The 20,692-nt window shown below is 63.1% G+C and carries 20 protein-coding genes; 7 read left to right on the top strand and 13 right to left on the bottom strand.

Going from position 1 to position 20,692, the window contains the following annotated elements:
- Nucleotides 1-40: 40 nt before the first annotated feature.
- The gene (locus LJ656_RS14630; RefSeq protein WP_230510123.1) at nt 41-1,051 is read right to left on the bottom strand and encodes a quinone oxidoreductase family protein; all 1,011 of its coding nucleotides are present in this window, start codon (nt 1,049-1,051) and stop codon (nt 41-43) included.
- 78 nt (nt 1,052-1,129) lie between these two features.
- On the opposite strand from LJ656_RS14630, the gene LJ656_RS14625 reads away from it, so the two are divergent.
- Nucleotides 1,130-2,044 carry a LysR family transcriptional regulator gene (locus tag LJ656_RS14625; RefSeq protein WP_230510122.1) on the top strand — a complete coding sequence of 305 codons (915 nt, stop codon included), beginning with the start codon at nt 1,130-1,132 and terminating at the stop codon, nt 2,042-2,044.
- Nucleotides 2,045-2,297: 253 nt separating this feature from the next.
- Here LJ656_RS14625 and LJ656_RS14620 read toward each other — a convergent pair whose 3' ends face one another.
- The 4 genes from LJ656_RS14620 to LJ656_RS14605 form a co-directional block, all read right to left on the bottom strand.
- Nucleotides 2,298-3,278 carry a bifunctional GNAT family N-acetyltransferase/NUDIX hydrolase gene (locus LJ656_RS14620; RefSeq protein WP_230510121.1) on the bottom strand — a complete coding sequence of 327 codons (981 nt, stop codon included), beginning with the start codon at nt 3,276-3,278 and terminating at the stop codon, nt 2,298-2,300.
- A gap of 121 nt (nt 3,279-3,399) precedes the next feature.
- On the bottom strand, nt 3,400-4,152 hold the full coding sequence (locus LJ656_RS14615) for an SDR family NAD(P)-dependent oxidoreductase (RefSeq protein ID WP_230510120.1): 753 nt from the start codon (nt 4,150-4,152) through the stop codon (nt 3,400-3,402).
- A gap of 173 nt (nt 4,153-4,325) precedes the next feature.
- Nucleotides 4,326-5,132: a hypothetical protein gene (locus LJ656_RS14610; protein ID WP_230510119.1), complete on the bottom strand. Its 807-nt coding sequence runs from the start codon at nt 5,130-5,132 to the stop codon at nt 4,326-4,328.
- On the bottom strand, nt 5,129-5,968 hold the full coding sequence (locus LJ656_RS14605) for a DUF2092 domain-containing protein (protein ID WP_230510118.1): 840 nt from the start codon (nt 5,966-5,968) through the stop codon (nt 5,129-5,131). Before LJ656_RS14605 ends, LJ656_RS14610 begins: the two co-directional genes overlap by 4 nt.
- Nucleotides 5,969-6,347: 379 nt before the next feature.
- On the opposite strand from LJ656_RS14605, the gene LJ656_RS14600 reads away from it, so the two are divergent.
- A complete protein-coding gene (locus tag LJ656_RS14600) occupies nt 6,348-8,711 on the top strand; it encodes a sensor domain-containing protein (RefSeq protein WP_230510117.1) in 2,364 nt (787 codons plus the stop codon).
- A 92-nt stretch (nt 8,712-8,803) separates the two neighbouring features.
- Here the strand turns inward: LJ656_RS14600 and LJ656_RS14595 are convergent, their stop codons facing one another.
- Nucleotides 8,804-9,463, bottom strand: a complete 660-nt coding sequence (locus tag LJ656_RS14595) for a GntR family transcriptional regulator (RefSeq protein WP_230510116.1) — start codon at nt 9,461-9,463, stop codon at nt 8,804-8,806.
- A 147-nt stretch (nt 9,464-9,610) separates the two neighbouring features.
- Between LJ656_RS14595 and pruA the strand changes: the two genes are divergently transcribed.
- From pruA to LJ656_RS14575, 4 genes are all read left to right on the top strand, one after another.
- Nucleotides 9,611-11,218: an L-glutamate gamma-semialdehyde dehydrogenase gene (pruA, locus tag LJ656_RS14590; RefSeq protein ID WP_230510115.1), complete on the top strand. Its 1,608-nt coding sequence runs from the start codon at nt 9,611-9,613 to the stop codon at nt 11,216-11,218.
- A gap of 173 nt (nt 11,219-11,391) precedes the next feature.
- The gene (locus tag LJ656_RS14585; RefSeq protein WP_230510114.1) at nt 11,392-12,543 is read left to right on the top strand and encodes a branched-chain amino acid ABC transporter substrate-binding protein; all 1,152 of its coding nucleotides are present in this window, start codon (nt 11,392-11,394) and stop codon (nt 12,541-12,543) included.
- Nucleotides 12,544-12,921: 378 nt separating this feature from the next.
- Nucleotides 12,922-13,110 (top strand): hypothetical protein, encoded by a 189-nt coding sequence (locus LJ656_RS14580; protein ID WP_230510113.1) that lies wholly within the window; start codon nt 12,922-12,924, stop codon nt 13,108-13,110.
- 4 nt (nt 13,111-13,114) lie between these two features.
- Nucleotides 13,115-13,291: a hypothetical protein gene (locus LJ656_RS14575; protein ID WP_230510112.1), complete on the top strand. Its 177-nt coding sequence runs from the start codon at nt 13,115-13,117 to the stop codon at nt 13,289-13,291.
- Between the two features lie 101 nt (nt 13,292-13,392).
- Here the strand turns inward: LJ656_RS14575 and LJ656_RS14570 are convergent, their stop codons facing one another.
- The 7 genes from LJ656_RS14570 to LJ656_RS14540 all read right to left on the bottom strand — a co-directional run bounded on the left by LJ656_RS14570 (nt 13,393) and on the right by LJ656_RS14540 (nt 19,569).
- Nucleotides 13,393-13,653, bottom strand: coding sequence for a hypothetical protein (locus LJ656_RS14570; RefSeq protein ID WP_230510111.1), 261 nt, complete (start codon nt 13,651-13,653; stop codon nt 13,393-13,395).
- Between the two features lie 695 nt (nt 13,654-14,348).
- Nucleotides 14,349-15,680: an MFS transporter gene (locus LJ656_RS14565; RefSeq protein WP_230510110.1), complete on the bottom strand. Its 1,332-nt coding sequence runs from the start codon at nt 15,678-15,680 to the stop codon at nt 14,349-14,351.
- Nucleotides 15,681-15,767: 87 nt separating this feature from the next.
- Nucleotides 15,768-16,739, bottom strand: a complete 972-nt coding sequence (locus LJ656_RS14560; RefSeq protein WP_230510109.1) for a hydroxymethylglutaryl-CoA lyase — start codon at nt 16,737-16,739, stop codon at nt 15,768-15,770.
- Nucleotides 16,736-17,929: a CaiB/BaiF CoA transferase family protein gene (locus LJ656_RS14555; protein WP_230510108.1), complete on the bottom strand. Its 1,194-nt coding sequence runs from the start codon at nt 17,927-17,929 to the stop codon at nt 16,736-16,738. The genes LJ656_RS14560 and LJ656_RS14555 overlap by 4 nt, the downstream gene beginning before the upstream one ends.
- A gap of 75 nt (nt 17,930-18,004) precedes the next feature.
- Entirely contained in the window at nt 18,005-18,961 is a 957-nt protein-coding gene (locus tag LJ656_RS14550; protein WP_230510107.1) for a LysR family transcriptional regulator, read from the bottom strand.
- A gap of 18 nt (nt 18,962-18,979) precedes the next feature.
- The gene (locus LJ656_RS14545; protein WP_230510106.1) at nt 18,980-19,288 is read right to left on the bottom strand and encodes a type II toxin-antitoxin system RelE/ParE family toxin; all 309 of its coding nucleotides are present in this window, start codon (nt 19,286-19,288) and stop codon (nt 18,980-18,982) included.
- Nucleotides 19,285-19,569: a YlcI/YnfO family protein gene (locus LJ656_RS14540; RefSeq protein WP_230510105.1), complete on the bottom strand. Its 285-nt coding sequence runs from the start codon at nt 19,567-19,569 to the stop codon at nt 19,285-19,287. Before LJ656_RS14540 ends, LJ656_RS14545 begins: the two co-directional genes overlap by 4 nt.
- Before the next feature lie 259 nt (nt 19,570-19,828).
- Between LJ656_RS14540 and LJ656_RS14535 the strand changes: the two genes are divergently transcribed.
- Nucleotides 19,829-20,587, top strand: a complete 759-nt coding sequence (locus LJ656_RS14535; RefSeq protein WP_230510104.1) for an SDR family oxidoreductase — start codon at nt 19,829-19,831, stop codon at nt 20,585-20,587.
- Nucleotides 20,588-20,692: the final 105 nt, after the last annotated feature.

Here is a 20,692-nt window from a genome sequence, read left to right as displayed (position 1 = left end):
ACGGCGGCCTGCTGACCGTCGCGGAGCCTATCCTTGCAACTCAGGGCCGCAATAGTATTGAGCCGCTTGTTTCGCCGGTTTCCAGCCGGCGCTGTGCAACAGCCGCCTGTGTCAGAGGAAGTACTGCTCCAACCTTCGCTCTCAAGCCGCTGCGCAAGCGCTGGAACGTGGCCATTGCCCCTTCCCGGTAGCGCGCCGGATCGGCCACGAAGCGAAATACGCTGGGACGAGATATCGCAATCGAGCGAGCCGGACCAAGCAGAGACAGGTCGATCGGCTGGAGATCTCCACTGACCTGTCCAATGCTGGCGACCATTCCGAAGGGACGCACAGTACCGAGCGTCTCAATGAGCGTCTTGCCTCCGATACCGTCAATGGCGTAGTCGACTCCATGACCTTTTGTCAGTGCCTTTATCTCCGTGACCAGGTCTTGTTCGCGATAAAGAATCGCTTCGTCCAGGCCATGCTCTCTCGCCAGTTCCGCCTTGGCGGCCGAACCAACCGTGCCGATAACGCGAGCGCCTAGCGCTTTCGCCCATTGCGTCACGACGAGGCCAAGGCCGCCGGCAGCCGCATGGACCAATATCGTGTCGCCGGCTTTGACGGGATAGACATAAGAGCAAAGCATATGGGCCGTGATCCCGCGTAGCAGCAGGCTGGCCGCTGTGTCGTCGGCGATGTCGTCGGGAAGAGGAAGGACGCGGTGGGCCGCAATATTACGGACGCTGGCGTAACTGCCGACAGGTGGGCCAGCGTAGGCGACGCGCTGGCCTCGGTGCAGTGATTCGACGCCGGCGCCGACCGCGTCAATTACGCCGGCGGCCTCGACGCCCAGGACCGCGGGCACCTCCTGCAGGTGATAGACACCGGTACGGTGATAGATATCGACAAAATTCACGCCGATAGCCGTGTGGCGAATCCGAACCTCCCCGGCCGCCGGAGCGGGTAGCGTAACCTCGCGCAGTCTCAACGTCGAAGCATCGCCGTATTGCTCGATTGCGATCTGGGCCGCTTGAAGCGACGACGCATCGGACGCGGAACTGAAACTCATGCTGTTCTCCTGGTGATTGATCTGGCAAGCTCATGTTGCACTGGGCAATTTCACCGAACAATTCCAGATAAATCGTCAATGAGTGTGCAAAAAAACACAGCGAAGGTGCCGTTCGAAAGCCAGCGTCTGCAATGGGACGACATCCGGTATTTCCTCGAACTGGCGCGGGTCGGAAGCCTTTCCGGGGCGGCACGCAACCTGTCTGTCGAGCATTCCACTGTCGCCCGGCGGGTCGAAGCGCTGGAGCAGACACTGGAGGTCAAACTGTTTGACCGCTTGCCGAAGGGCTGGTCGCTCACGCTGGAAGGAGAAACATTGGCGCAGCAGGCGAGCCGTCTCGATGACGAAGCGCAGGCCTTCTCCCGAGCGGCCGTGGGCGTATCGTCCCTGAACGGTACCGTTCGCGTCTCTGCTCCGCCCGTGCTTGCCAGTCATCTGCTGGTGCCTCGTCTGGCTGGAATTCGATCCCAGTGGATGAACATCGACCTTGAAGTGATTGGGGAATCGCGTGACGCAAATCTGAGTCGGGGAGAGGCCGATCTGGCGATACGCATGTCAAGGCCAACCGCGCGAGGCCTGGTCGCCCGACGCATAGGCGAGATGGGGTATGGCCTCTATGCCGCCAACGGGTATGCCGATCGACCTCGGCCCGAATGGGAATTTCTGGGCTATGACGAGAATCTCAGTCAGGTGGCTCAGCAGCGTTGGCTCAATCAGATTGCGGGCGACCGTCGCTTCGTTTTCCGAAGCAACGATCTGGCCGCATTGCTCCATGCCGCCCGGGCAGGACTGGGGATCGCTGCACTTCCCCGCTTTCTTGCCGCGCATGATCCGGCTCTACGCCTGCTACCGGATCACCCTTGCTCGACGGTTCGGCAGTTGTGGCTCGTGATGCATCCGGACGTCAAACGCTCGCCCCGCGTGCGGCTGGTTGCCGATCTGCTTGTCAAGCTGGTCGGCACAACCCCGGAGTTATCGCTGAGAGAAATTTAACCGTGATCGCACGAGCGACAATTGCCGCTGGCATGGTTTCCGTCCACGGAAGAGATCGAGCGCCGCATCGTGTGACAGTCTGCTTTCGAGCGGTCGAAGGAGGCCGGTATTGTCTCCTCATGGGCCTCACACGGAAATCCGCGGACCGGCCTCATTAAAGGCTGCCTACGCAGTCCGACCGAGGCATTTTGCAAGCGCAGCCTCGACGCTCCAGGGCCGTGATCGACCCATGCGCCCCCTAAGAGACAACGACCTATGCCCAAAGCGGCCGCACAGCGTCGAAAACGCCGCCGTTATCAAGCATTTGAACCAGCCCTTCTGGATAGATCGTCTCCTTGGTGCTGCACAATTCGTCCCGACTCCACCATCGATGATCCGCCATCACGGCCCTTTCGTCGGCGGTCCAGCCGGCGCGCGAAATGGATTCCGTGTCGATGCCGACGACGAAATATTGCTCGATCGCGAGCACGTGCTCGCCGTCCGGCAATTGCAGGAGCACTTCGCGTTGTGCGACGGACTGTGATACCTGCGCCGTGCAAATCCCCGTTTCTTCACGAAGCTCGCGTATCGCTGCGTCCGCGAACGTCTCACCATGTTCGACACCGCCGCCCGGCGTTGCCCAATAGGCTTGCCCAGCGAGCGCGCCAGTCTTATGGACGAAACGGAATAACAACACGCGCCGCTTTGGAGTGGTGATCAGAAGCCTGGCCGAGGGCCGCTTTCGCATCGGATGCGCCGATTTCTCGTACAGCGACCATACATAGCCGCCGGCTTTGGAATCGGTGTACTGCCCAACGCGGATGAATCCGAGCGACTCATAATAGGCGCAGAGCCTGACGTTATGGACGGCGCAATCGAGTCGGATGAAACGCCGGTCCAGGGCGCTGAGTTTGTCGCCACACCAATCCAGCATGAAGTTGCCGAGTCCGCGTCCGTTGAAGCCTTTCCGCACGCAAAGCCCATGCACATACCCGCCTACCGGTTCTTGAGGACCCCAGTGCTTTTCATCATCGAGATCGAGCACAAAAGTACCGACCGGATCACCATCTAACTCGACGACGTACACCGTTCTTTGAAAGACATTGTTTCTCACCCACCGCTCGGAAAATCCGTCTCCTTCTTTTCCCCAGGCGTAGTCACGGTGAGTCAGCTTTGTCTCATGCGCATCGTTACGAATGCGTGTGAGTATCGGTACGTCGTTCGCCGATGCACGGCGGATTCTTAGGGAGGCCATCGCCCATATTCCTGCCGAAATGACTTAAAGAGAACCCGCGCCCAGGTGTTCAACTCGAACCGGTAACTGCAAAGCGTTCAAAGTCTGCAGCGAACGCCGACAGTGGTTCCCCTCGTTTTGATCACGTGAGATTCAAACCGCCGTCCGAGAGCAGAATTTCTCCTGTTAGATAGTCCGATGCGACCAACATGGCAACAGCCTGAGCAATATCCTCTGGACTTGCGGCCCGCCGCATCGGTGAACGCTCTTTCCAAAGTTGCTGAGCTTGCGTCCACTCTGCGGTGAGAGGTGTATCGACCAATCCAGGCGCAACAGCATTAACGCGGATATCAGGAGCAAGTGAAAGTGCAAGCAGGCGCGTCACATGGTTTAGCGCCGCCTTGGTTGCCGCGTAAGGGATGGATGCACCTTTAGGTCTTACTCCGGCATGCGAACTAACGTTGACGACGCACCCCGGCTTTCCACGCGCGGCAGCTTCACGCAGCGCCGATTGCGCTTCGGTCACGAGACGAAACGGTGCGACAACATTGACTTCATGCAACTCCTGCCAGACGTCCGGCGTGGCCGCCGCCAGATCGTTATGGGGGATCACTCGACTGATGCCGGCGTTATTGACGAGAACGTCGAGCCGGCCCCACACACCGATTGCCTCGCGGATCAGATTCACTCTCTGTGCGTCATCGGTCAGATCGGCTTGCACGTACGCGGCAGAGCCGAGATCTTGGGCTAACGCGAGCCCCGCAGCGACGGATGTGCGGGAATGGAGAACAACAGAGAATCCATCGTTTGAAAGCCGTCGCGCGATTGCAGCACCAATCCCGGAAGTCGAGCCGGTTATCAGAGCGACAGGCGCTGAAGTCTTCACAGGGACCATGCCGTCCTCTAAAGGCCATTTGTCGATTGGCGATTGTCGGCGATTCAGGGACCTGTGTCGAATATCTCAAAGTGACCGGTAAGTCGTCGATTGGAGAAACGTTACTCAAAGGCCGTATCGAGATCTGCCCAGTGAAAACGCCGGCGCCACGGCAGCTATTTGCGCGGACACGGCTACGAATGGCCCGCGGGTGGCTGGGTTGGCACGTACACGACGCCGCCGTTTCCATACCCCTCCGTGTACCAGGTCGCCCCACATTTGTAGTAAGGCACGCCGCTCACCAGGATTGGATCAACCTGGCAAGGCGGCATTGCCGCCGGCGGCGGGGGAGCCGGCATCGGCGCCGCCGTACTCACGGGCGGTGGCGTTGCCGCCGTCGCCACGGCCGCCGCGGTGCCGACCACCATCGCGCCCGCGACAAATCCGGCGGCCGCGTCGTTGTCCCAACTGGATCCGCCGCAGTTGTAGCAGTCGTTGACGGCTGCCTGTCGTTGCGACTGATTCTGGCTGGCGGCGGCCTGTCGTTGCGACTGGTTCTGACTGGCGGCGGCTTGCCGTTGCGACTGGTTTTGACTGGCGGCGGCTTGCCGTTGAGCCTGATTGGCGCTGGAGGTCTGCTGCGCCTCACTTCGCGACGCCTGTCGCTGCGCCTGGTTGGCGCCTGAGGTTTGTTGCGCCTGATTCATCGCGGACTGTCGCTGCGCCTGATTTTCGCCGGCCGCCTGCCTGCGCTGACCCGACGCGGCCTGCCCCGCGCCGGCGCCGTATGCACCGGCATTCGCGCCGCCGGCACGGCCCGACGAGAACGATCCGCCTGCCGCGGCTCCGCCGCGTGAAAAACCGCCGTCGCCGCCGCCGCGCTCACCGCCACCCCGGCCACGATCGCCTCGACCCGCCGCCCCGGCATCGAGCATGCTTGCGGCAAGAACGAGACTAGCCAGCATTACCGTACCAACGCGACTCCATGTAAGGGCTTTCATTTCGTGCCTCCTGTAGCCGGTGTCGACCTGCGTGAGTTGGAAGGCAGCGTGGGGACATCGGCGGCGAACGCGATTTTCTGCGCGCCGTCGGGGATCTTCACGACGAACGTGTCGTCGGCGAGCTTCGGCGCAAAGTTCCAGTTCGACAACTGCGCCCAGAACTGGGGCTGACCGGGTGCATTCTTGTACGTCAGGACGACGCGCACCGGGTAGGGCTCGTTGCCGTCCGCGATCCACACCTGAAAGTCCACCGTATCGGTGCGAGCAGCGATGTGATGCGTGGGCACGCCCTCGATATTCGTCTTTTCCACATAATCGACCTGCCGCACGCGTTCCTCGAATTCCGCGGGCAGCCGGCTCGTCAAAAGCATTGCCAACGGAAAGCGCAAACCGAGATCGCGAACGAAATGGACCAGCGTGACATCAACGTTACCTGGCTGCTGTTTGCTCGCGTATACGTTATTGGCGGCATCGACCACGGTGATGTCTTTGCCGTCGAAGACTGCAACGGTCCTGGTGCCGTCGCTACGTTCGCTTTCAACCCGCAGGCGGTCGGGCCGGCTTACCGTGATATTTCGCAGTTCACCGAATTCGATCTTCTGCCCGGAAGGTTGAACGGCGTCATAGCCGCTGCGCAAACTGACGCTGAACGCCTTCGCGTTAGCCAGGAACTCCGCCATTCGCATCAGGATCGCGTGAGCCTGCGTTTGAGACGCGGTTTGCTGCTGCGATGTTGAAGGCTGTTGCGGATAAGCCGGTTGAGCGCTCACCGAGAAGAGCGCGGCGATGAGTAAAGCAGACTTGAAGCGCCGCTGCATGCGAAGTTTTGTACTCATGAGCTACCCCTTTCGGCCGTTGTGCCTCACGGATATCCTCGCTTCGGGACTTGAATATAGTACTGCCCGGCCGGGAAAATTCCGTCACCCTTTAGGCCTATGGCGCTGCCGATTCGCGAGCGTTGCGTATATCACCGGCTAGCGCAACGTACAGCCGGCTGATCTTGTAGATTCATGCTGCATATGCTGGCCTGTCAACGTCGGTCCGGACCCGTTTACCACCATCTCCTCCATTAAAGATTTACGAATTCGGACCGTAATTAAATACGCAAGCAACAGAGATAGTTCGAACCGCCAATCGAACAGGAAGTCGGGGAGGAGGGGCGTGAAGTTCAAAGCGGCATGGCGCGCTAAAAAATGCAATTCAGCTCAAATTCGGGTGGATGTCGATGCCGATATCGAACCCGGCGTCTGCCCGCCCGCTCGTAACCAACTGTTCCTGACCTTTTTCCTGTCACGCTATGGCCGCGTCAAGACGGTTGCGCTCTCAGACCTCCTGATTGCGGCAGCGGCCGGGATCGGCACCGGCGCCCTCGCATATTGCGCGGCCCTCGAAGCAGCAAGCGCAGTCCGCCTCGCCCTCTCCATCACATCCGGCATCGCAACATTCGCGGCCGTCGCCCGCAAACTCGCCTCCGACCACGCCCGCCAACACGCGACGCTCACGCTCGCCCGCGGCCTCCTGAACGCGAATCGCGACTGCCTGAAAGTACTAGGGCGCGACGGCAACATGCTGCGCGTTTCCGAATATGGCGCCGCGCTGATGGAAGCGGAGTCGCCCGAGCAACTCGCCGGCGCCGACTGGCTCGGTTTCTGGCAAGGCGACGATCGCAGCGCCGCCGAAACCGCGTTGGCGACCGCACTGTCAGGCACCAGCGCTTCGTTCACCGGCAGTTGCCAAACCACCAAAGGTCGAACGAAGTGGTGGGACTCGACGCTCGCGCCAGTTCGCGACGCCAACGGTGAAGTGATCGCGCTGCTGTGCGCGTCGGAAGACGTCACCCGGCAAACCGAATTGCTGACCACCCTGCGCGAAAAAAGCGAACTGATGGGCGAGATGGAGTCGCATGTCCGGCTGGTGTTTTATTCGTACAGCGCGGACCTCACCACTTGCCTGTACGTGAGCACGGGAGTCGAGCAGGTGTTCGGCATCACGCCGTCGATGCTCGCGCAAAACTCTTCGGTCTGGCTCGAACTGGTGCACCCCGACGACAGCGAGCGTTTGCGCGCCGAAATGCGCCGCATCGTCGAAGAAGCGTCCGATGGCCGTTGCGAATACCGGATCCGCCGTCCCGACGGCTGTATTCGCTGGATCAGAAGCACCGCCTACCCGGTGCGCGACGAAGCCGGCAACGTCGCGCGGGTCGTCGGCGTCAGCGAAGACATTACCGTCGAACAGGAACGCCTCGTCGCGCTCGACCGGCTCGCTTATACCGATGGCCTGACGGGTCTCGCGAACCGAACTGCATTAGTTCAACGAATCAAGGCGCTGTGCCGGCAAAACGTCGCGTTCGGTCTGATGTTCATCGATCTCGACCGCTTCAAGGTTCTCAACGACACGCTCGGCCATACGGTCGCCGACCGTCTGTTGAAGGACATCGGCAAGGTCATTCACGAGGCGCTCCCCCCGGCCGCCTGCGTCGCGCGTCTCGGCGGCGATGAGTTCGCGGTGATCGTCAGCGGCGAAAGCGACAAGGCGTCATTGGCCACGCTCGCGCAGTCGCTTCTGAACATGTTCTCGAACGAAGTGCGGACCAACCACGCGGCGCCGTTCGTGACCGCGTCGATCGGCATTTCGCTGTTTCCTGAGCACGGCCGCGACCACGAAGCGCTGCTGACCAGCGCCGACATCGCGATGTACGCGGCAAAAAAAGCCGGCCGCAACGGCTTCCAGTTCGCCGACAAAGCAGCCAGCGACGTGCTCGAAGACTTCGAGCTGGAACGCAGTCTGCCGGCCGCGCTCGCGTCGAACCAGTTCGCGCTGCATTTCCAGGGCATACACGAGCCGGCATCGCTGGCCATGAAAAGCGTCGAGGCGCTGGTTCGATGGAATCATCCGACCCGCGGAATGGTCGGCCCCGCGAGCTTTATCCCGATCCTCGAAGAGAGCGGCTTCATCGTCGAAGTCGGCGCGTGGGTGATGGACGCGGCGCTCGCTCAGCTCGCCAGTTGGCGCGCGGCCGGCAGAAAGGGCCTGTGCGTGTCGGTGAACGTGTCCGCGCGCCAGCTCAAGGACGATTCGATCGTCGCGGTGGTGGACCGGGCACTGCGCAAGCATCAATTGCCACCGCGTTGCCTTGAAATCGAACTGACAGAAAGCGCGCTGATGGACGACCCGACGTTGGCGCAGCAAACGCTGATGTCGCTGAAGCGCCTCGGCGTGCGTATTGCAATCGACGACTTCGGCACCGGCTATTCGAGCCTGCGCTATCTCGCGGACTTCTCGCCGGACACGGTCAAGATCGACCGCTCCTTTACCGCGAAACTGTTGCGCGACGAAGCCACCGTGTCGATCGTCAGGGGCATCATCCAGATCTCGCACCAGCTCGGTATGAAGGTGACGGCCGAAGGCGTCGAAACGAATGCGCAACTGGACATCTTGCGCGACGCGCATTGCGACTACGTACAGGGGTTCTTCCTGACGAAGCCGATGGCGGCGGACCAACTCGTCGATGCATCCCGCTCGATCGTGATGCGGCAGTCGGAAAGCGCGGTGCCTTCGCTGAGCGTCGACGGGACTTGATGCGGGGCGCCGCGAGTGCCAGCCGGCATATCCGGCATCCGACGCGCGATCGCTAGCCGGCTCAACACCGGCCTTCCTCGCGTGCCGCGCCGCTAGCCGAGGCGCGCGGCAGCCAGCACTTCCCGTTTGGTTTGCAGAATATGCTGTTCGAGCAGCGTCGCGACTTCGTCGATCGCGCGCCGCTTGCACGCGTCGACGATCTGGTAGTGGTCGCGCTGCACGTCCTCTTTTTGCGTATCCAACGACATGCGCAGGTGCGGATAGCGATTGGTCGTGCTCAGGCAGTATTCCTCGATCATTTTCTTCAAGCGCTCGTTATTTGACGGCGCGCACAGCGCAAGATGGAACTGCCGGTTGCATTCGGCCCACTCCGCCGGCGAAGTGGCGACGTCGTAGGAAGCCAGAATGCGCTTCATCAACTCGAAGTCGGCCGTCACCATGTTCGGCACCGCGAGTTTCGCGGCGTAGCTTTCCAGCGCGGCGCGAATGTCGAGCAACTCGCAAATCTCGGTCGTCGACATCGCGATCACGACCGCTCCTCGATTGAGCTGATAGCTCACCAATCCTTCGGCCTCCAGCTGCCGAAGCGCTTCGCGCACGGGGATCCGGCTCGCGCCGAAACGCTCTGCCAGGTTTTCCTGACGCAGTTGCGTGCCCGGCGGGAGCGTGCCCCTGAGGATTTCATCGCGTAGCTGATCGCGGATGGATTGCGGCAGCGAACGCTGATCTGCCTTGGCCTGCACTGTCGTCATGAGGATGAGCCGGTCGTGCGTCGACCGACGAAAAAAGGTTGTCGTCAAAATTGTGGGCTGCTAGGATTGGATCCAATGACATCACATATGGATAAACCATAGCCGTCTTAGTATCCGATAGCCCATCACCGAAAGGTTTGCATAGCCATGCTCGAAGCACCCAAAAACGAACCAATCTTAGCGTATCGACCCGGCTCGCCAGAACACGCCGAGCTCGCCAGTGCGCTCGCCGGACAACGCGCACAGGTGGTGCAAATCCCTGTCGTGGCCGGCGGCAGGCGACTGAGCGGCGACGCCACCGCGCCGGTGATCTGCCCTCACGACCACGCTCACGTGCTTGCCCATGTGCACCAGGCGAGCAGCGCTGACGTGAGCGCCGGGATCCAGGCCGCCGTCGCGGCGCAACGCGAATGGTCGCAGTGGTCGTTCGAGGACCGCGCTGCGGTGTTTCTCAAAGCCGCCGATCTGCTGGCCGGGCCGTGGCGTCAGAAATTGAACGCCGCGACCATGCTCGGCCAGAGCAAGACCGCGTATCAGGCGGAAATCGATTCGGCATGCGAACTGATCGATTTTCTGCGCTGGAATGTCGCGTTCGCGCGGGATTTGCAGCGCAGCCAGCCGGTCTCGGCGCCCGGCATGCGCAACACGCTCGAGTACCGCCCGCTGGAAGGCTTCGTCTATGCAGTCACACCGTTCAACTTCACGGCGATCGGCGGCAACCTGGCTTGCGCGCCGGCGCTGATGGGCAACACGGTGTTGTGGAAACCCGCAGCAAGCGCGGCGCTGAGCAACTACTTCGTGTTCGAACTGCTGGAAGCGGCGGGCCTGCCGCCCGGCGTGATCAATTTCGTGCCGGGCGACTCGCACACGGTGTCGTCCGTCGCACTTGGTTCGGAGGCGTTCGCCGGACTGCATTTCACCGGCTCGACGGCCGTGTTCGATGCGCTGTGGCGTCAGACGGCCGAGCGTCTGCCGGCTTATCGCAGCTATCCGCGCCTCGTCGGCGAGACCGGCGGCAAGGATTTCGTGCTCGCGCATCCGTCGGCGGACGTTGCCGCGTTGAGCACCGCGCTGCTGCGAGGCGCGTTCGAATACCAAGGGCAGAAGTGCAGCGCCGCATCGCGCGCCTACGTGCCGGCGTCGCTCTGGCCGGCGCTCAAGGCCCGCCTCGTCGACGAACTCGCCACCGTGCGGATGGGCGATGTGCAGGACTTCGGCAATTTCGTCGGCGCGGTGATCGACCGCAAGGCGTACGACCGGATCGGCGGCTATCTCACCCAGGCGCGGCACGCGAGCGAAGCGTCGATCGTCGCCGGCGGCGGCGCGAACGACCGCACCGGCTACTTCATCGAGCCAACCGTGATCGAAGTCGACGATCCGAACTTCGTCACGATGCGCGAAGAGATCTTCGGGCCAGTGCTGTCGGTTTACGTCTATCCCGATGCGCAGTGGGCCGAGGTTCTGAAGCTGGTCGACTCCACTTCGCCGTATGCACTGACGGGCGCCGTGTTCGCGCAGGAGCGCGGCGCGCTCGTCGAAGCGAGCGCTGCCCTGCGCTTCGCAGCCGGCAACTTCTATCTCAACGACAAGCCGACCGGCGCGGTGGTCGGTCAGCAGCCGTTCGGCGGCGCACGCCGCAGCGGCACCAACGACAAAGCCGGCTCGGCGCTGAATCTGCTGCGCTGGGTGTCGCCGCGCACGATCAAGGAGACCTATGTGCCGGCCCATCACTACGCGTATCCGCATATGGACTGAACGTCTATAGCGCGACACGCGCACGGCTGCCGCGAACCGTGTTGCGGAGCGCACGGGTCCATCGCAGCTCGAAGAGCAATCAGAAGTATCTGCAACGGCGAGACGAACGCCGCGTGAGAACCACGCGGCGCGGGACGTCTCGCGCCATTTCACAAGAAGAGGAGCATCGAAAAATGAACATGGGCATCAAAGAGATCGCGTTGGCCACGAGTGCAGCGGTGATTGGATTGACCGGCGCGAATGCGTCCGCGCAGCAGGCTCAGGACGTTAAGATCGGCTTCGCCGCACCGCTGACCGGCGGTCAGGCTCACTACGGAGCGGACTTCAAGAGCGGCGTGACGCTGGCGATCGAGGATTTCAACGCGACCAAACCGGTGATCGGCGGCAAGCCGGTGCACTTCGTGCTCGACGCGGCCGACGACCAGGCCGATCCGCGCACCGGCACGACTGTGGCGCAGAAGCTCGTCGACGACGGCGTCGCCGCGGTGATCGGCCATTTCAACTCGGGCACCAGCATTCCGGCGGCGCCGATCTACGCGAAGGCCGGCATTCCCGAACTCGCGACTGCCACCGCGCCGGCCTACACCGCACAAGGGCTTCCGACCACCTTCCGTCTGGTCACGTCCGATTCGCAACAAGGCGGCGTGCTCGGCGAGTACGCGGTCAAGGACCTGAAGTTCAAGCGTTTCGCGATCGTCGACGACCGTACCGCATATGGCCAGGGGGTTGCGGAAGAATTCGCGAAGGCCGTCAAGGCAGCCGGCGGCACGATCGTCGCGCAGGAGTTCACGAACGACAAAGCCGTCGACTTCCGCGCGATCCTCACGCATATCAAGCAGTCGGACGCGGATGCGATCTTCTACGGCGGCGCCGATACGCAGGCGGCGCCGTTTCTCAAACAGATGCGCACGCTGGCGGTCAAGGGCACGCTGATCGGACCGGACATGATCCACTCGGAGGAGCTGTTGAAGATCGCCGGCCCGGCGGCCGAAGGCGCGCTCGCCTCTTCGGGCGGCAGTCCGCTCGACAAGATGCCGGGCGGCAAGTCCTATGTGGAGCGCTACAAAAAGCGCTTTGGCAACGAAGTCGAGCTGTATTCGCCGTACGCGTATGACGGCACAATGGCCGTGCTCAACGCGATGAAAAAAGCCGACTCGGTGGATCCGCACAAGTATTTGCCGGTGCTGAAGGCGACGCAGATGAAAGGCGTGACGACCAATGAGCTCGCGTACGACGATCGCGGCGATCTGAAATACGGTGGCGTGACGGTGTACAAGGTCACGAATGGCAAGTGGGCGGCGCTGCAAACCGTCGGCACGAAGTAACTCCGGCTACGATCCAGTCCAGGTGGGCCTAGTTGCCAGGCCACGGCGCGGGCGAGAGATTGCGACTCCTCTTTCGATCGTCGCGCGCCGATTTGGCGAGCCTCATGCGAGAGCATGAGGCTCGTTCTTTATTCGACACGCGCGATGTTGACGAACGGCGACAACCGGTACGGGCATCGCATATACATCATTACGGCCGCTTCCAGTGTGGCGCGTAAAGAACCGAAATCATACGGATAGCGAAATGACGCCGATGCGTAGAACGCGCCGGTTCAATCGCAGAAGCACAAAGCAAGACTCGTTTTTTATTAGAGGATGGTCTTCGGCAACACCAAGCTACGATTTGCCGAAATTTTCCCGGACCTATCAGCTGAGCACATGAACAAACGAGTCGTCCTCTGCTTCGCATTGACATCAATCCTGGCGCGCTGCGGTCGCGGCGGCAGCGGCGATAACGCTGCGGCGGCCGCGCCCGATAGTTTCGTCGGCATCTTCAAAGGGACGACCGGCGATTCCCGGACCTTCGTCTCGATGGTGCTCAACGACGGCACGTTCTACGACTTCTAGCGGCGTGCCGAGCACGAGCACCGTTTCGTCGACCGCTGCGTCGAGCACTGCTGCGACGACAACGACGACCACGAACGCCGTCGGCGGCGTAGTGACCGGTAAGGGCAGCGGTTCGGGCGGCAGCTTTGCGACGGCAAGTGCCTACGACTACCAGGTCACGACGACCGGCCTGAGCACCTGAGTTGCGGCCAGCACGCTGTCGGCCAGTTATTCGACGTATGCGTCGATGTCGGGGACCATCACGCACAACAGCGGCAGCGCATCGACTACGTTTGCATCGACTTACGACAGCACGCTGTCGGCCGCCGCGCCATCGCTGACCACCGTCGCCGGCATATATTCCGGCACCGTGGGCACCACCGCCGGCGGCACCGAAGACCTCTCGCTGATCATCCTGCCGGCCGGCACCGTGACCGGCGAAAGCGCGAGCGGCTGCTTCTTCTCGGGCACGGTCGCCACGCATGCGACCAACAACGCGTACGATCTGAGCATCACGTTCGCGGCGACCACCTGCGCGTACAACGGCATCGCGATGACCGGCATGGACTCTACGATTCAACCGCGTCGACGTTCTACGGCGCGACCTCGAAGACCGACAAGACCGCCGGCATCATGTTCGTAGTCAGGAAGACTTCGAGTTCGACGTCCTGATCATTAGGTACGCCGAAGGTCGGGAGAGTTGTCCACGCAAAATGTTCGCAAGCCTGTGGACAACCTTCGCACAGCCCACTTAAGTGCTTGATGCACCGGCATTTATTGTCGCCGGCGCAGACTTGGGCAGCATTGCGCCGCGCGCGGATGCGGGTGGAAAAAACGCACGCGAGCGTGACGTCGAAGTGCGATGCTCAGGACCGCTGAGTTGCGAACCGACCGCGAAACTTGTCCACCTAAAATGTTGGCAAGCCTGTGGACAACTTTCTCACAGCGACCCTAAGTGCTTGATGCGAGAGATTTATCGACTCGCGGCGCAGGCGTAGGCAGCGCCGGTCGCTACGGAGTCCGTGATAGCCGCGACCGGCAATTCGCAAGGACGCCGTACTACTCGCCACGTCCACGCGTCCAGTTGTCCACAAAATTTGGGCACAAGCTTGTGGACAACCTGCTCATAGGCCCGCCAAGTGCTTGATGCGACAGGCCTATCGTGCGCGGGTGCAGCAGCGGGCAGCGGCACGGCGAGGAATGGCATCGCGCGGCATGGCGTAGGGGACAGACCACCCCCCGCGCCGCCCGCCGCAACATCAACGCGCGGTCTCGCGGCGGCGCAGCGACTCCGGCAACCCGTACAACACGATCAGCGCACACAGCAGACTCATCGCGCCGATCACATACAGCGCCGGCGTCGTGCTGCCGGTCAGATCCTTCACGCGGCCCACCATCACCGGGCTGACGATCCCGCCCAGTTGCCCGAGCGTATTGATCAGCGCGATCCCGCCGGCCGCGCCCGCGCCGCTCAGCAGCTTCGGCGGCAGCGCCCAGAACGCCGGAATCGATGCGACCACGCCGGCGCCCATCACCGCGAGCGCGACCACCAGCAGCGTGGTCTGCTTGTCGAAGTAGCCGGCCGCGAAGAAGCCGAGCGCCGACATCAACAGCAACCCGAACACGAACTTGCGCCGCTCGCCGCTCGCGTCCGACAGCCGCCCGACCACCACCATCGCAATCGCGCCGCATACGTACGGCACAGCGGTCAGCAGACCGACCACGGTCGGATTCCTGGTGCCGGCCACGTGAATCAGATGCGGCGCCCAGAAGTTCAGTCCATACGACGCGACCTGGATCAGGAAGTACACGAGACACAGCACCAGAAAGCCCGGCGTGCGCAACGCGCCCGCCAGCGAGTGCCCGGTCTGCGGCGGCCGGCTCTGCTGCGCGATCTGCTGGGACAGCAAGGTTTTCTCGGCCGGCGACAGCCAGCCCGCATCCTCGATGCGGTCCTTCAACAGCTTCAGCACCAGCAGGCCGAGCACGACGCACGGCAGGCCGCCGAGCAGGAACAACCAGTGCCAGCCGGGCATGCCGAGCACGCCGTCCATATGGCCGATCACGAGTCCCGCCAGCGGCGCGCCGACCAGCCCCGAAAACGCCGACGCAAGAAACAGCATCGACGTGATGCGTCCGCGATACGCGTTCGGAAACCACAGCGTCAGGTAGTACAGCACGCCGGGCGCGAAGCCCGCTTCCATCGCGCCGATCACGAAGCGCAGTCCGTAGAACTGCCATTCGTTGCTGACGAACACCATCGCCGCGGTCGCGAGGCCCCACGAAATCATGATCCGCGCGATCCAGCGCCGCGCGCCGACCTTGTAGAGGAACAGATTGCTTGGGACTTCGAACAACACGTAGCCGATCACGAACAGACTCGCGCCGAGGCCATACGCGGTGTCGGACAGGCCCAGATCGCTTTGCAGCTGGAACTTCGCGAAGCTGATGTTGATGCGGTCGAAGAACGCAAACAGATAGCAGATCATGATCAGCGGCATGAGTCGCCACGCGACTTTGCGGATCACGGCGATCGCATCGTCCGCGCCGAGTTCGCGGCGGTCGCCCGCCATTACGCCCAGGTCACTCATGCTTGTCTCCAATGCCGGATTCGGCGGTGCCGTCCGGTCGTTTGATCGGTTGAACGAGGATTGCGGTCAGGGGGTTGTTGCGTGCTTTTATGCGGCTGACGCCTGCATTTGCAGCACGTAGTCGGGCACCGGATGTAGGTCACAATTGCGGCCCGCCTTCGCGAGTTGTCCCGGTACGTCGTGGCCCAGCAACGCGGGCAGACCGCGCGACAACGTCAGCAGCTTCGGCAGATCGATGCCGGTCGGGATGCCCATTTCGTCGCACAGATTGACGAGGTCTTCGGTGCAGATGTTGCCCGACGCGCCCGGCGCGAACGGGCAGCCGCCGAGACCGCCGAGCGCCGCGTCGAAGCGGCGCGCGCCGGCTTCGTAGGCGGCGAGCACGTTGGCCAGACCGAGGCCGCGCGTGTTGTGAAAGTGCAGCGTGAGCGCCGCGGCCGGCAGCCGTTCGAGCACGCGCGCGACGAGCCGCGCGACCTGGCGCGGGTTCGCCATGCCGGTCGTGTCGGCGAGCGTGATGCCTGCGATGCCCATCTCGCGATACGTATCGACGATACCGACCACCCGGTCCTCGTCGATGCGGCCTTCGAACGGGCAGCCGAACGCGGTCGCCACCGTCGCGTTGAGCAGCACGCCCGAGCCCTGCACGTGACGCACGATGTCGTCGAACGCCGCCAGCGACGACTCGCAACTCATCCGCATGTTCGCGCGGTTGTGGGTCTGACTCGCGGACATCACGAGGTTCAGTTCGTCGGCGCGCGCCGACAACGCGCGCTCGGCGCCCTTCAGATTCGGCACCAGCGCCACGTAGATCACGCCCGCGTGCCGCTCGATCTGCTGGAACACGGCCTCGCCGTCGCGCAGCGCCGGGATCGCTTTCGGCGACACGAACGAGCCCGCTTCGATGCGCGAGAAACCGCAGGTGGATAGCGCATCGATCAGCGCGATCTTGTCGGGCGTGTCGACCCACGTCGGTTCGATCTGCAAACCATCGCGCGGCGCGACTTCCTGCACGATCAGGCGGTCGTCATGTAGGGCTTGCGATGCGGCGGCGTTCATTGCACGGCTCCTTCGCGGCGCAGCCGCTCGATCTCATCGTCCGCGAAACCCAGTTCGCCGAGCACGCTGCCGGTGTGCTCGCCGAGCGCCGGCCCTTGCCAGCGCACTTCGCCCGGCGTGTCCGACAGCTTCGGCGCGATGCCCGGCATCTTCACCGACGCGCCGCCCGGCAATTGCGCGGGCAGCAACATCTCGCGCGCCTGGTAGTGCGGATCGGCGACGATATCGGCGACCGAATAGATGCGCCCCGCCGGCACTTCCGCGCGTTCGAGCGCGGCCAGCACGTCGTCGGTCGAGTGATGCGAGGTCCATGCGCTGATCGCCTGATCGAGCATCGCTACCTGCTTCACGCGGCCGTCGTTGTGCGCGAGCGCGGGATCGTCGGCGAGGTCGGGGCGGCCGATCACCTGCATCAGCCGTTTGAAGATCGGATCGCTATTGCCGGCGATCACCACGTAGCCATCGTCTTCGGTGCGGTATGTGTTCGACGGCGCGATGCCCGGCAGCGCGCCGCCGCTGCGCTCGCGCACGTGGCCGAGCAGGTCGTATTCCGGCACGAGGGTTTCCATCAGATTGAACACGCTCTCGACCAGCGATACGTCGACCACCTGGCCGTCGCCCTGGCCGGTCTTCACGCGCAGCAGCGACATCAGCGCGCCGATCACGCCGTGCAGCGACGCGAGCGAATCGCCGAGACTCACGCCGACGCGCGCCGGCGCCCCGTCCGCTTCGCCAGTCGTGTAGCGGATCCCGCCCATCGCTTCGCCGATCGCGCCGAAGCCCGGCCGGTCGCGATACGGACCGGACTGGCCGTAGCCGGAGATGCGCACCATTGTCAGTTTCGGATTCAGCGCATGCAGCACGTCCCAGCCGAGACCGAGTTTTTCGAGCGCGCCGGGGCGCAGATTTTCGATCACGACATCGGCGTCGGCGACGAGGCGCTTGACGACCTCGACCCCATCGGGCGATTTCAGATTCACGCAGACCGATTTCTTGTTGCGCGATTGCAGGTACCACCACAGCGACGTGCCTTCGTGGAGCTTGCGCCATTTGCGCAGCGGGTCGCCGGTGACGGGCGCTTCGATCTTGATCACGTCGGCGCCGAACTCGGCCATCAGGCGCGCGGCGAACGGCGCGGCGATGAGGGTTCCGATCTCGACGACGCGAATACCCTGAAGGGGTCCACCCATGTTGCTGTCTCCGGACTGGTTTCGTGTTGGAGACAGCTTAGAAGCGGTGCGGCGCTCGCGTCCAACCGCAATTCGTCAACGACCGTTCGCGAACGGCGAACGCTCAGCGGCGGACGTTTCCCGCGCCTCGACCGTGCGCAGATGATCGAACAGCAACCGGCTCACCGGCGACAGCGCATCGACATCGCGCACCACCAGCACCAGACTGCGCTCGGCCCAATCGTCTTCGAGCGGCACGCCGATGAGCCCAAGCGGACGGCCCATCAGCTGACACACCTTATCCGGCAGCACGCCGACGCCCATGCCGGCCTGCACCATCCGGCACACCGCGTCGAAACCCGGCACGTGAATGCGCAGCCGCAGCGGCTTGCCGGCCTGGCGCGCGGCGAGATGGCTACGCGCGTTGATCGAACTCGCGGAATGCAGACCGACGTGGTCGCCGTCGAGCGTCTCCGCGAAGCCGATGCTTTTGCGCGCCGCGAGCGGATGATCGTCGCGCATCACGATGACCAGCGAATCGCGCCGATAGTGCTCGACGTGCAGATCGCGCGTGTCGGCGTCGGCCGAACAGATGCCCAGATCGGCGAGGCTTTCGTCGATTGCCTTGACGACGCCGCCGCTCGGGCGCTCTTCCAGATCGACTTTCACGCGCTCGTGGCGCGCCTGGAACGCGCGCAAATCTTCGGGCAGGAATTCGACGATCGCCGACAGATTGGCCATCATCCGCACATAGCCGAGCACGCCGCTCGCATGGCCGGCCAGTTCGATACCGATGTTCTCGATATCGCGCAGCACCCGGCGCGCGTGATGCAGCAGCGTTTCGCCGGCCGGCGTCAGCGTCATCCCGCGCGCGTTGCGCTGGAACAGCGACGCGCCGACCGCCTGCTCGAGTTCGAGCAACCGCTTGCTGGCGGCCGAGACCGCGATCGCCTCACGCTCGGCGGCACGCGTGAGCGTGCCTTCCTCGAAGACCGCGAGGAAGAGTTGCAGCGTGGTGAGGTCGAGTTTGCGGAGGAGGTTTTTGATGACCATGGGGGGCCCGGAGGTTGGTCAGTGGTAATCATCCTCTAGCTGATGGCGCACAGCCAGCACGGTTACAGTCTGATTGCTCTCGATTTCAAACAACGCGACGTAGCCCGTGTGGCCAAACGGTATCAACAGTTCCCGCAGGAACGGCGTGTTTTGCTCGGCCTTACGGCAGGTAAACGGCGACGTGCGAAGCGTTGCGATCCCATCACGAATAGCTTGTAGCGCGCGTTCGGCCAGCGGCAAGTCCGTGTCGTCGCGTTCGATGATGAAGTCGTACAGGCGGTTGAGGTCCGCGGTGGCGGCATGGGTGAAGCGAACCCGATACGTCATCGCTTCTGCTTCGCCCGAGCCCGCGCTTTCGCCTCGTCAAGTCGCACCTGCAGGGCTGCGAGCACGTCGTCGGCCTCGACGTAATCGCCACTCTCTTTCGCCTCTGCCCGCGACGCGAGGCCTCGCGCGACAAACTCGCGCTGGTTCAAGCGCCGTGCAATGTTGTCGCGAATAGCCTGTTCCACGAAGTTCGAAAGGCTTTCGCCATCCTGCAACACGTCTTCGGCCGCGGCCCGCAACTCGGGCTCGACACGTACCGACGGGAAATTGGCGGTTTTCATCTGACACTCCTTGCATCGCATTTGCAATGCATTATCGTGCAATTGGGCCTGACGCGCAATTTGCTGTCCCCACCCCTCAATCCCGCCCGGCCGAGGCAAGAATCATCGTGCAGACATTCTCGCGATGATAATCGCGTTCACGAAACGGCTTGGCGTAACGCCGCTGCAGTATCGCGACCGCTCCCGCTCGCTCTGATTGCAGCGGGCGAAAAGTGCGAAAATCGGCGGTCTCCGAAGCCAACCCCACACAAGGACCGCCATGACCTCCTCATCTCCGACTCGCGCGATCGTCACCGGCCACACGCGCGGCATCGGCGCGGCACTCGCCGAACAACTGCTCGCGCGCAACGTCACGGTGCTGGGGCTGTCGCGCTCGCGGCATGCCGAGCTGAAGACGCGCTATCCGGCGCAGCTGGAAGAAATCGAACTGCAACTGGCCGAGCCCGCGCGCGTCGCGCAATGGCTCGCGACCGACGCACTGCGCCACTTCGTGCGCGGCGCGCAAACCGTGCTGCTGATCAACAACGCGGGGATGGTGCAGCCGATCGGCCCGATCGAAGGTCAGGACCCGGCGAACATCGCCGACGCGGTGAGCCTGAACGTCGCGACACCGCTGATGCTCGCGAGCGCGCTCGCCGCCGCCGCGGTCGACGCGACCGACCGGCGCATCGTCCATATCTCTAGCGGCGCGGCGCGCAATGCGTATCCGGGCTGGAGCATCTACTGCGCAACGAAGGCCGCGCTCGACCATCACGCACGCGCGGTCGCGCTCGACGCGAATCGCGCGTTGCGGATCTGCAGTCTCGCGCCGGGCGTGATCGATACCGACATGCAGGCGCAGATTCGCGGCAGCGGCGAAGATCAGTTCCCGATGCGCCAGCGCTTCGAAGACCTGAAGCGCAACGGTCAGCTGACGTCGCCGGAGCAATGCGCGGCCGCGCTGGTCGAGTACGCGCTGAGCGATGCGTTCGGCAATACCCCGGTCGCGGATATCCGCGAGATCGCGAAAGCGGCCTGAGCCGGCGTTCCGGGGGCGCGTTCGATGCTCCCGAAAATCCTCACCTTTGATACGGAGCGGCGGCGGATTGGCGTGAAATGCGCTTGCTGTGGCTCCTGAAAATGC

It is taken from the genome of Paraburkholderia sejongensis (assembly GCF_020880815.1).
In the GTDB taxonomy this organism is placed as follows: domain Bacteria; phylum Pseudomonadota; class Gammaproteobacteria; order Burkholderiales; family Burkholderiaceae; genus Paraburkholderia; species Paraburkholderia sejongensis.
Note: the sequence above shows the minus strand (reverse complement) of the source record. Positions and strands in the feature narration are given on the sequence as shown.